Genomic DNA, 11727 nt, shown 5'->3' with positions numbered 1-11727 from the left:
GTTTTAATGAAAATATCCTCCGCATTGGATTCAGTGCGGGGGATGTTTTTTGTGTTGTAAAATGCTGATGAAGATACTAATGTTACAAACTATGCGATACTGGTATTAGTTGATTAAAAGGAAGAAGTTAAATTAAATAAAATGGCATTGAAACCACACAGGTTAGTGAAACTATTAAAACAAAATGGATTTGTGAAGAAATCCCAAAATGGGTCGCATTTGAAGATGTATAATCCTAAGACAAATGTGACTGTGCCAGTTCCAATTCATAATGATAAGGAACTGGAACATGGTATTGAGAGTAAAATTTTGAAGCAGGCTGGGATTCGACACACCTAAGGAGATATTAATGGCATGTTGATATTGACGAATGAAGATTTAATCGCAATTCATCCGGGATATTATATTAAACAATATCTTGAAGATGAAAATATTTCTCAACAAGTTTTTGCTAAAAACTTGAATGTGAGTATAAGTGTAATTAGTCAGCTAACATCAGGTGAAGTAGAATTGGATACTCAACTTATTTCAAAATTATCTGCGTATTTTCATACTTCAAAACGTTTGTGGATTAATTTGAATGCTAACTATAAACAGACTATGAAGAAGATTGAGCATGGTTAATAAACTAAATTCAAAGGAAAGAATATTTGTATGGACTGGGAATATAAATTTAATGAAGAAATATTAGATCGTGGATATGACTATTTTGAACGGGGACTTGTTGGCAATATTAAAAAATCTGGAAACACTATTGTCGCTGACGTTTCAGGATCAAGTATTTATTTTGTTGAGGTTAAGATTAAGGGTAACGAACTGATCTCAGCTGATTGCGAGTGTCCATATGCTGCTGGTCATAAATATTGTAAGCATTGGCTGCAGTCCTTTTTGCTATCTTTGATGGTGAAGAGAAGTCTGCCAACCCAATTGAGAGCGATGATAAGGCTGTTGAAAAAATTGTTGCCGAAGTTTCTGATGCGGATCTTCGTGAGTTCTTAGTGAATGCGCTGAAGTTTGATTCTAATTTGCTTAATCAATTTAAGATGCGTTATATGAAAATGTCTAAAGATGAATTCGATTATTTAAAAAATGATGTGAATACCATCTTTAGAACTTATAAAGATAGATATGGTTTCATTGATTATGGAAATGCTACAGATTTTGGAATTGATTTGTCCCACTTTATTCAAGAAGATGTTCAATCTCTTGTTGATAATGGCGAATTGGAATTTGCATTCAAATTAATCAACTATATCGCTGTGAAAATGTCTAAAACTGATATCGACGACTCTGATGGTGAAATTGTTGACCTTATGGAAGATTGTTCAGACATTTGGAGACAAATCATTTCTGCAACAAATGACATAAAATTTGAACGGAAAATATTTAAATGGTTCCAAACTCATATGTATAAGTTAGAGTTTTTTGACGATACTATTAATGACATATTATTCTCTGAATTTAATGAAACTGAATTTCTAAAAAAGAAATTAACTTGGTCTAAACAAAAATTTCTTGAAGCAAAAGCTGATAAGGAGTCATATTCTGCTAAGTTTGAAGCGCAACGAATGGCATTACACTATGTAGATATGTTAAAAGAATTAGATTATCCAGCTGATACTATAAGACAGTTCTTGTTGGAAAATAGTGATTTTGCAGGTGTTCGCAGAATGTACGTTGCCAATCGTATTGATCATAAGGATTACACGGAAGCAATTCGATCATTGATTGAAGGAAAACAAGTGTTTAGTGATTTAAGTGGAATTGTTTACGATTATAGTATTCAACTAAAAGATTTATATAAAAAACTTGGATATGATGATGATTATCGAAAAGAGCTTTGGGAACTGGTTACGAAAAGTAGTAATCCGGATATGAAATTATATCGGGAACTAAAATCATTATTCTCTGAAAAAGAATGGCCAGCACAGCGAGAAAAACTTTTTGCTGATATGCCAAAGAGAGCTGAACTTCAAGAAATTTATTTAGAGGATAAATTATATCCTCAGTTGTTGGATTCAGTATTATCAGAGCGGGGTTTGTTTGGTGTTACGAGATACGAGTCAACTTTGAAACCAATATATTCTGCAAAGTTGCTTCAAAAATATGTTCAAGTTGCCACTGATATGGCAACAATTACTGGAACAAGACAGCATTATCGCGATATTGTAAAAGTATTAAAGCGCATGCTTAATTATCCAGGTGGAAACGCAGCTGCTGATGAACTTATTGAGAAATGGCAGGAAGAGTATAAGATGAGGCCAGCTATGATGGATGAATTGAATAAATTTTAGTAACTAGTTCATATTTGAATTTCTTCATAAAATAATTAGTGAAAGTATATAGTTTCTTGATATACTTTTACAAGTTATTTAGGGGGAGATTAAATGAGAAAGAAAGTTACAGCTATATTTATTGCTTTATTTTTATTAGTTGTTGCCGGTTGTAGTGCAAAAAATACTACTGAAAAGAAGTCTAGTAATGATAAGACAAAAGTAGAGTCTATGTACTACGATAGTTTGTCTTCAAAAGATAAAAAGAGTATGAAGTTCAAGTTTACTGAAGCACAAGATGAAACTCAGGATAATACTGCTGATCCAGTGTTTGTTGTGTCGATGAAAGTTACTAATAACACTAAAAAGAATATCAAATTCGATAGGTCAAAGTTCTTAGTTTTTGTATCTGAACAAACTAAATTCAAATCTGCTAAGACTGGGGTTTTCACAGTTAAAACCGGAAAAAGTACAACAATTCATCAACTTTTTGAAAATGTAGCCGAACAGGCATTAGTAGGTGGTGGAAGCCAGTTTATATATTTGAATAATGATAATAAGCTTGCTGATGCTAACTTTACGATTAAAGATAAAACTGCTTCAAAGTCAGATGATTCCGAAAGTTCAGCACAGAGTGATACTTCAGCCTCACAGCCCGATGGCAGGCCTTCATATAAGGATGCAGATGGGAATCACACTGCAACTGGGAGTTATTATGATGATAATAATCCAACAGCCGGCTGGGATGAATCTAACTTAGATCCTGCACATGATGGTAAAAGATTAGACAGAATAATTGCATGGACTGAACATTACAAGCAAGTTGGACTTGATCAAGGGATGTCAGATGAAGATGCCCAAAGTTATGCCATGGATATTGCTCAACAAAAAGAAAATGCTTATGAGCAAAACAATTAATATTTAAGACTGTAACTACACATAATTGTGTAGTTATTTTTTTGTAATGAGTTATGATTATTGCATACACAGGAGGGCTAATATTATGAATAAAATTGTTCCTAGTCTTTGGTTTGCTGACAATAATTGTGAGGAGGCAATTCACTACTACTTGGATGTTTTTCCAAACTCAACTTTGGATGATGTGAAGTATTATCCTGATGAAAAATTAGACGAACATTTTGAAGGTATGACTGGCAAAATTCTGACTGCTGTATTCCACTTGAATGGGCAAAAGTTTATGGCGCTTGATGGCGGACCATATTTCAGATTCAATGAGGCAATTTCATTTACTATTGAATGCGCTGATCAAGACGAAATTAACTATTATTGGGAAAAACTTTCCCACGTGCCTGAAGCTGAACAATGTGGTTGGGTCAAAGATAAATTTGGAATGTCATGGCAAATTGTTCCAGAAAATATGGGTGAACTAGTTCAGACGCCTGCTCAAGTTCAAGCAATGATGAAGATGAAAAAAATTAATATTGCTGAATTGGAAGCTGCTAGATAATCGATTAATCTTCAAGAAAATTATCTATAATCTTCATTATTCTTTCATTGAGTCTGTTGTAGGATATATTTATCAGGCAGACATCTAAATTTTTGGAGTGTTACCTTGTGAGTAGCGCTCCATTTTTGTTTGAAATATGTAAATTAGAGGATATTAAATGATACTTGAACGTGAAAATCAACTGAATCTTAATGATATAAAACAACAGATGAAACAAATGACGAATAATGAACGTGACGGTGAAAATTTATCCAAGTTAGTTAGTTACTATCAATTGTGCAAGGCGGCTGTTAATGAATTTGGCGCTAAGCTGGAGAATTTAGATTCCGATTATCAAGTTAGACATGATCATAATCCAATTCATCATATTGAGGTCCGAATGAAGGATCCCGCTAGTTTGCTGGGAAAACTTGAAAGAAAGGGTTTAAACCCAGATATCAATAATATTGTTGGAAATATTTATGATGTCGGTGGAATGAGGGTAATTACCAATTATTTAGACGATGTATACACGGTCGAGAAAAATCTATTGGCTCAGACTGATGTGAAGCTGTTGAAGAGGAAAGACTACATTAAGAATCCTAAGCCAAGTGGTTACAGAAGCCTGCATCTTGTCGTGACTGTTCCAGTATTCCAATCCGACAGTGTTCAAGAGACACCAGTAGAAATTCAAATTAGGACAGTTGGTATGGATATGTGGGGTAGTTTGGAACATAAGCTGAGATATAAAACTGATGTTGATGAAGGTAAGGTTTCAAAATTCTCTGAAAAACTTCAAGGTTATTCTGATGAAATAAATTCAATTGAGAATAATATGCAGAAAATTTTTCATGATTTATAAAATTCTAAAAAATTTTGAGGTTAGTCGTCTTGAAGAATTGGCTGACGAAACAAACGTTAATACTAAAGAACCATGGGAAAAACCTCTGGCTTAATTTGTTTTATAAATATATTTTCCTGAAAAATCAGTTATAATCAGAATAATGAATAATCTGATGAAAGTGAGAGTCATATGCGTCATTTTAAAAATTTACTGGGAATATTGATTTTTGGCGTATTGATATTCGAACTAGCGACTTATCCGAAATGGATGCCGTTGGTCGAACAACAAAAACTCAATTTCTCAAGCTTTGGGAAAATCGAAAATACCTTGTCGAGTGAATTGGCGAAATATTTGCCTAAATCACTTAATGGAAAGCTAGTGGCTGAATCTAGCCAGCAAGAAATTATTAAGAAGAAAACCAATCAACAGGATCTGTCCAACTCGACAACTCCTATAGAATCAATTGTGAAGGGTGTTCCATTAGCAAATACTTACTACTATAGTTTTGCCGAAGGAACTCCTAATTCCGTTAAACAAGTTTTCTCTCTGGCAATTGCTACATACAACAATACTGGAATTGTAAAACTTGTTCCAGGAACTGGTGAAGCGGGGCAAAATACTGTTGTATTTTCAACTTATTATACAACTGAAGATGATCCCGATGTACAACAATCCACTGAAGAGTTGGGTAAAGGTGGACCGGAAATTTTCAAATCATCAATTAGTAGTTACAATCATGGACGCGCACTAATTAATTTACAATATCCAGATGAAGCAATTTCTCAAGCTGTTGCAACGCATGAGCTAGGCCATGCGCTGGGACTTGGACACAGTAAAGATCCTCAATCAGTCATGTATCCGATGGATAAAGGGATGACTGCTTTGACGCAGAACGATATCAACACTTTACATGCTATTTATGATTAACAACTCGAAAGTAGGAACCTGAAATGAAACAAATTTATTTTTTATGTACTGGAAATTCGTGCCGCAGCCAAATAGCTGAAGGATTTGGCCACAAATATTTGGGTGATGAATGGATTGTTAGTAGTGCCGGAGTTGAAGTTCACGGTCTAAATCCGAATGCTGTGAAAGTTATGTCAGAAATTGGAATTGATATTTCGAATCAGACTTCCAAATTGATTGACCCTGAGTTTTTAAAAAATTGTGACTTAGTTGTAACTCTCTGTGGAGATGCACGAGACAAATGTCCTGCTTTGCCTTCAAAGACCAAGGCACTGCACTGGCCACTTCCTGATCCTGCTCAAGCAACTGGTACTGATGAAGAAATTCTTGGCGCCTTTAGGGATGTCAGAGATCAAATTAAAGATTTAGTTTTAACAATTAAATAGTAACAATAAAGGGATATCCGTTTGGATATCCCTTTTCTAGTAGCTTATACAACGACAGTGTACATATTTTCAAAATTTTGAATTCGACGAGCGATAATTAATTCGGAGGGGAGGGCAATATTTGGTTCATCTGGATCGTTAACCATTATGGTCTCGGCAACTTTGGCATTGTGTGCTCCTTTTAATCCAGTCAATGAATCTTCAAAAATCATTGTAGTATTTGGCTCACCATCAACATTTTTAATTGCCTGCAAAAACATATCAGGTTCTGGTTTTCCAGGAAGAGTACCATCATTTGCCACGACCTTGTTGATATCAAACCATTTCTCTAAATGAAGATGTTTGAAGAAGAATTCAACATTATACATTTCTGAGGCGGTGGCAATATTAATGTTAATGTTATTTTCGATGCAATGATCAAGAAAATCTGGCAAGCCTTTGACTAATTTGAATGATTCAGGCCGAGAAAGACAAATTTTACGATATATGATTTCCTTGGCTTGAGAGTAGTTATCGACAGTTGAATCTTTTAATTTGTGGTCAGCAAAATAGTTGAACGTATATTTATTGTTACGTCCACAAATTTGGTTTTGAAATTCTTCTTCGGTCATCCGGTGCTTGAATTCTTTGCTCAAAGTCATCTCCCAAGCCTGATGTTGTAGTTGGGAGTCAAAAATCATCGTCCCATTAAAATCGAAAATAATTGTCTTAATCATTGGCGCCCTCCAGAGTTGCAATATGTTTATGATACCGCTTTCATTCTTTTGGCGCTAGAGTTTGTGAAATTAAGACAAGAAATTGATATTTTATAGACCTTTATCCACTTTGATCAAATAAATTCTTGCATTTTTGGTGTAACAGTTTTATAGTGTACTAGTAAACTAATACACTAGGAAATGAGGTGGAGGATGTGAAATTTGACGACAAGATTCCGATTTATCTTCAAATTCAAAGTTATCTTTACAATCAAATAATCATTGGCGATATTCAACCTGGTGAGAAATTGCCATCTGTTCGCCAACTAGCAGTGGACGTTACAGCCAATGTAAACACAGTTCAGCGTTCACTAACTGAAATGGTGAATGACAAAATCATTGAATCTCAACGTGGTAAAGGAAATTTTGTGACGACTGATATAGAGCTAATAAATGATTTAAAAAGTAAATTAGTTCTCGAACAAATTTCTATAGCATATGAGCAATTACATTCATTGAACTTGACTGATCAGGAAATATTATCCGAATTTAAAAAATATATTGAAGATAGGGGTGCTACAAATGTCTGAAATTTTAAAGATTAAAGACTTAAATTACAGTCACCGACTGAAGAGAATTTTGGAAAACGTCAATTTAACTCTCCAAAGCGGCAAGATAATTGGATTACTTGGAGAAAATGGTGCTGGTAAAACGACTTTAATGCGTCTAATCACTGGAGTTGCCCAGGGAAAAGGTATTATCGAAGTAAACGGCGTAACTAAAGTTGCTGAACGTAAAAGTAAAGTCAGTTACATGGACCATTTAGGCGCATTTCCATTAAGCACTCGTTTGGAAAAAATTGTTAAGTTTTATGCCACTGTATATGAAGATTTCGATTCGAAACGTTTTGACGAATTGGCCGAATTCCTAAATATCGAACGCTCATTAAAACTTTCTGCATTATCAAAGGGTAATAAAGAAAAATTTGTTATTGCATTAACTCTTTCTCGTCAATGTGATTTGTACTTGCTGGACGAGCCTTTTGATGGTATCGACAGTATGAGCCGTAAGGATATTATTAACAGTATTATCAAATGGAAGCCTGAAAATTCGACTATCGTAATTAGTGATCACTATGTTTCCGAGATTGCTCCACTGCTTGATGAAATTGTCGTGATTAAAGATGAAACAATCAACTGCCAAATTGCTGCTGATAAGATTCGTGAAGATAAGGGTATGGAGATCGAAGACTTCTACGAAAGTTTGTACAGAGGGGGTAAAAATAATGACTAGTTTTAAAGACTTTTTCAAAGTTTCAATGGCTGACAAATTCCGTGAGATGAATTTCATACTATTGATTAACTTACTTGCTGTCGTTGTGTCAGCTATCTGGATACTAGTAACTGGACATTTTTCAAATGATACATTTTTACAAGTTACTTTATCATGGTCATTCTTTGCGATGTTTGTTGCGTTTATCAGATTGACCGTCAGACATGAAAAAACATATACTCGCGATAGTTACCGACTGATTCCTATTGGTGATACCAAGTTTTACTTAACAAATCTATTAACTTCATTTGTTGGATTTATATATGTTGGTGTGATTGAATTGGCCGCATTTGCTTTAACAGCAGCATTTAACTGGCAAAACTATATGGACTCATTGAATTTGGTCACTATGATGAATGGTCAGACAGATGTTCCTTGGAATAAATTAATTGTAGGAATGTTATTAATGATCTTATTGATGGTTGGTGTACTTATTTTGACATGGTCAACAATCTCACTCATTCATTTGTTAACACGTGTTGGAAATAGCTTTCTTCCATATTCAAGAAGTCGAATCATTAGTTTTATTGTCTATGTTGTAGTTATCTTAGTTGTTCTTAGAATCGTTGGGTATGTAATGAACTTCATGCAAGATTCAATCTTCATGATGAATAATTCAGGAGATGCTTGGTCATTTACATTGAACTTATTAGGTATCTTAGTTCTAGCAGCTCTCGAAATCGTACTCAATATATACTTGATGAGTCGTTGGGTTGAAACAGTTTCTGAATCATAATAAAAATAAAAGTCCTCTTGCGAGGGCTTTTTTATTTTCTGAAAAAGATATCATAATTGACTATGAATTTTCATAAGTCTAAAATTTTAAGTTATATAGTAAACATTTGCGTAATATGTTGTATGGGATTAAATAAGGGGAAATTACTTTGAGCAGAAATAGAAAGTTTATCGTTACATTCGCATTGATTTTGTCCAATGCAATGGCAGGTCTTGATGCGACAATTATTAATACAGCTCTACCGGCAATTATTAGTGATCTGCACGGAATTCAATTTATGGGATGGCTAGTGGCCATTTTCCTATTGGGGATGGCAGTTTCGACACCACTTTGGAGTAAATTTGGCGAGCGACGAGGGAATAAGACCGCCTATATCTCCGCTACAATAGTATTCATGGTTGGAGCATTGTTCCAAGGATTAGCACCAAATATTACTTGGTTCATCATCGCGCGTGGATTCATGGGAATCGGTGCCGGTGGTATGAATACAATTCCATTTATTATCTACTCACAAATTTTCAAAAACCTCAGACGACGTGCACAGGTTATTGGCGTCGCAGCCGCAAGTTTCAGTGGTACTTCAATCATTGGACCTCTATTAGGCGGATGGATTGTTGATCAATTCAGTTGGCATTGGGTGTTCTTCATTAATTTACCAATTGCGTTGATATCCATTTTAATTATTGTATTCTTCTTCAAAATTAAACAGAAACTCAATAAGTCGAAAATTGACTATCACGGCGCAATTTTAATGGTGCTTGGATTAGTTTCTATTTTAGTTGGTATTCAAGAATTAGGTGTTAGTCCAATATATGTGACACTAGCTTTCATCTTCGTAGGAATAATTTTGGTCACATGGATGGTCTTTGTTGAGAACAAGGCTGAGGATCCAATCGTGCCAAATCGATTGTTCAAGAATCCTCAATTGGTAGTCGATATGATTTTATTCGCAATATTATGGGGAGCTTTTGTGGCGTTCAATATTTATGTGCCAATGTGGGCGCAAGGTATTTTGGGACTGAGTGCGTTAATTGGTGGTATGACTCAAATTCCTGGTTCGGTGACTAATTTTGCTGGATCTGAATTGGGCCCAGTTTTTCAAAGAAGGTTGGGACGGTACAATATTATTTCTATTGGTACTGCAGCTTTCTTAGTGGCCTTCATTGGCTTATTTTTTGCCGGTCAGCACACTAGTTATGCTTTTCTATTAGTTATGGGTACCTTTGAAGGATTTGGTCTAGGACTCTGTTTTAACGTTTTACAGGTGGCCGTTCAGTATGATGCTGAACCAAGGGATGTTCCGATTGCTACTTCATTTGCATACTTGGTCAGGATTTTATCTCAGACATTTATGTCATCTATTTATGGTGTTATTTTGAATCATGCGCTGTTTGAGGGCGTTGAAAAAAGTCATGGCAGCATCACTATGTCAATGATGAACAAATTGAGTGACTCAAAAGCTGCAACCAGACTGCCACAACATTTATTGCCAGAAATGAGAACTATCTTGTTTTCGGGAATCCATAACATTATGCTGACGGCACTTATCTTGTTAATTGTTGTCGCAATACTGTTAGTTGTTTTGTATCGTATGGGATTTACAAAGACAGTTAAATCTCACGATATGTAATTTTAAATTTGGGCGAAAAAAAAGAGCCTCGGTCACTCCGAGTGCTCTGCGGCGTCATCCCAAATGGGAGCGTCAATACATATAGTGTAACATATCCACTTCATTGAATCTTCAATATTGATTATTTTGTGAAGATATTATTAAACACATATCTTAATTGGTATAGGTATGATAGTATCTACATATAAACGGAAAGCAAGATGAAAATTTACAAAGCAGGTGTGTATTTATGGAGTTAAATGATAATACAGAAGCTAAGAAGGTTTTGTCAGAGCTTTACACAGACATTAACGCGAATAAGGAAATTGATAAGGATAACTACACAAAAGATTTAGTGTTGAGAACCTATAATTTAGTAGATGATAACTACTCATTCACGTATCTTTTTGGTCGTCTTAAGGATGACGAACGCGTTATGAAGACAATTGGTCAACTTCGTATTGTTAACAATTACGAAGACCAAATCAAGTGGATGGCTAAGGGTGCTACATTCGCATTGTACTAAAAATAGAATATGATTGTGATCCCACTTTGGTGGGGTCTTTTTTTGTTTTAATTGGCATTGGACTAGCTAAATATGCCGTCTCCAGAGCTGAGAAATATTCTTCGGCTGTGCGGGACGTTCCGAGCCTGAAGTGCGGTCTCGAAACTCGGTTTGAAGCCTTACCAAAGTGCGGTAAGTCTCCAAACTCGCCCGGTGGTGTAAGGGTGGCATGGTTCGCCGCCCTAACGCCACTTTCACTGCCTTCGAATATTTCTCAACTCTTGCGACTGGTTTTGATCAAAAATGACAAGTTTGGTCAAGTTTGAAAAAAATAATATCAGCGGGACTACATTTAAATTATTTGATGAATATTTTAATGAGTATTTCAAAGCAGTAAGCTATAAAAGCAAAGAAGTCAGGTAGAATTCCAAATGGGCCTTCAATTTTATCGACTTTCTCTCGATATTTTTCAAAAATATTTATTAATTTATCTTGTTTTCTAAAAAAGTAAAATATCGAGAATATAATTCCAAAACCTATTACGACAAATGCATATACTACAGGATAGATTGGATCGTGAATAAACATTTTGGATTACCTTCCTATCATGTATTTCTTACGAATAATGTATACTTGTAATATCGTTTAGCATCAAAAGATTAAGAAATCAGTTATAAGTTATTATGTCCATTCACATGTGAATGGACATAATAAGGAAATAGGGGAATTATATGGCTAAAGCATTGAGGAAAACAATCAGATTTTTTGTATACGAATTAGTGGTACTTGGAGTTATTTATTATGGATTGGTTATAACAGGTGTTATGACAAAAAACTTTAATTATTGGATATTACTCATTGCATTAGTAATACTTTTTGTTGCTCAGTGGGTATATTTTAATTACAAACAAAAAAATAATTGAAGCAGTATAAT

At 34.8% G+C, this 11727-nt stretch carries 15 protein-coding genes; 14 read left to right on the top strand and 1 reads right to left on the bottom strand.

Annotated features, from left to right (window positions below; all coding sequences use genetic code 11):
• The first annotated feature begins 141 nt into the window (after positions 1-141).
• The 8 genes from ABM34_RS06535 to arsC all read left to right on the top strand — a co-directional run bounded on the left by ABM34_RS06535 (position 142) and on the right by arsC (position 5916).
• The gene (locus tag ABM34_RS06535; RefSeq protein WP_048704401.1) at positions 142-339 is read left to right on the top strand and encodes a type II toxin-antitoxin system HicA family toxin; all 198 of its coding nucleotides are present in this window, start codon (positions 142-144) and stop codon (positions 337-339) included.
• Between the two features lie 15 nt (positions 340-354).
• Positions 355-624 carry a helix-turn-helix transcriptional regulator gene (locus ABM34_RS06530; RefSeq protein ID WP_048704399.1) on the top strand — a complete coding sequence of 90 codons (270 nt, stop codon included), beginning with the start codon at positions 355-357 and terminating at the stop codon, positions 622-624.
• Positions 625-872: 248 nt separating this feature from the next.
• Positions 873-2294: a hypothetical protein gene (locus ABM34_RS06525; RefSeq protein WP_048704398.1), complete on the top strand. Its 1422-nt coding sequence runs from the start codon at positions 873-875 to the stop codon at positions 2292-2294.
• Positions 2295-2387: 93 nt separating this feature from the next.
• Complete coding sequence (locus tag ABM34_RS06520) at positions 2388-3191, top strand: hypothetical protein (protein ID WP_048704396.1); 804 nt, start codon at positions 2388-2390, stop codon at positions 3189-3191.
• Between the two features lie 85 nt (positions 3192-3276).
• Entirely contained in the window at positions 3277-3741 is a 465-nt protein-coding gene (locus tag ABM34_RS06515) for a VOC family protein (RefSeq protein ID WP_048704395.1), read from the top strand.
• A gap of 157 nt (positions 3742-3898) precedes the next feature.
• Positions 3899-4582 carry a GTP pyrophosphokinase gene (locus ABM34_RS06510; protein WP_048704393.1) on the top strand — a complete coding sequence of 228 codons (684 nt, stop codon included), beginning with the start codon at positions 3899-3901 and terminating at the stop codon, positions 4580-4582.
• A 171-nt stretch (positions 4583-4753) separates the two neighbouring features.
• On the top strand, positions 4754-5491 hold the full coding sequence (locus tag ABM34_RS06505; RefSeq protein ID WP_232298630.1) for a matrixin family metalloprotease: 738 nt from the start codon (positions 4754-4756) through the stop codon (positions 5489-5491).
• A gap of 23 nt (positions 5492-5514) precedes the next feature.
• Positions 5515-5916 (top strand): arsenate reductase (thioredoxin), encoded by a 402-nt coding sequence (arsC, locus tag ABM34_RS06500; protein ID WP_048704392.1) that lies wholly within the window; start codon positions 5515-5517, stop codon positions 5914-5916.
• A 44-nt stretch (positions 5917-5960) separates the two neighbouring features.
• Here the strand turns inward: arsC and ABM34_RS06495 are convergent, their stop codons facing one another.
• Complete coding sequence (locus ABM34_RS06495; RefSeq protein ID WP_048704390.1) at positions 5961-6632, bottom strand: HAD family hydrolase; 672 nt, start codon at positions 6630-6632, stop codon at positions 5961-5963.
• Between the two features lie 194 nt (positions 6633-6826).
• Between ABM34_RS06495 and ABM34_RS06490 the strand changes: the two genes are divergently transcribed.
• The 6 genes from ABM34_RS06490 (at position 6827) to ABM34_RS06455 (ending at position 11716) form a co-directional block, all read left to right on the top strand.
• Positions 6827-7201 (top strand): GntR family transcriptional regulator, encoded by a 375-nt coding sequence (locus tag ABM34_RS06490; RefSeq protein WP_048704388.1) that lies wholly within the window; start codon positions 6827-6829, stop codon positions 7199-7201.
• Entirely contained in the window at positions 7194-7904 is a 711-nt protein-coding gene (locus ABM34_RS06485) for an ATP-binding cassette domain-containing protein (protein WP_048704386.1), read from the top strand. The genes ABM34_RS06490 and ABM34_RS06485 overlap by 8 nt, the downstream gene beginning before the upstream one ends.
• Positions 7897-8679 carry a hypothetical protein gene (locus ABM34_RS06480; RefSeq protein ID WP_048704384.1) on the top strand — a complete coding sequence of 261 codons (783 nt, stop codon included), beginning with the start codon at positions 7897-7899 and terminating at the stop codon, positions 8677-8679. Before ABM34_RS06485 ends, ABM34_RS06480 begins: the two co-directional genes overlap by 8 nt.
• A 148-nt stretch (positions 8680-8827) precedes the next feature.
• Entirely contained in the window at positions 8828-10309 is a 1482-nt protein-coding gene (locus ABM34_RS06475; RefSeq protein ID WP_048704382.1) for an MFS transporter, read from the top strand.
• A 229-nt stretch (positions 10310-10538) separates the two neighbouring features.
• Positions 10539-10814 (top strand): hypothetical protein, encoded by a 276-nt coding sequence (locus ABM34_RS06470; RefSeq protein ID WP_048704380.1) that lies wholly within the window; start codon positions 10539-10541, stop codon positions 10812-10814.
• A 710-nt stretch (positions 10815-11524) separates the two neighbouring features.
• Positions 11525-11716 (top strand): hypothetical protein, encoded by a 192-nt coding sequence (locus ABM34_RS06455; protein WP_048704376.1) that lies wholly within the window; start codon positions 11525-11527, stop codon positions 11714-11716.
• The last annotated feature ends 11 nt before the right edge of the window (positions 11717-11727 follow it).

It is taken from the genome of Companilactobacillus ginsenosidimutans (assembly GCF_001050475.1).
In the GTDB taxonomy this organism is placed as follows: domain Bacteria; phylum Bacillota; class Bacilli; order Lactobacillales; family Lactobacillaceae; genus Companilactobacillus; species Companilactobacillus ginsenosidimutans.
The sequence above is the reverse complement of the archived record's forward strand: the minus strand, read 5'-3'. Positions and strand labels throughout refer to the sequence as shown.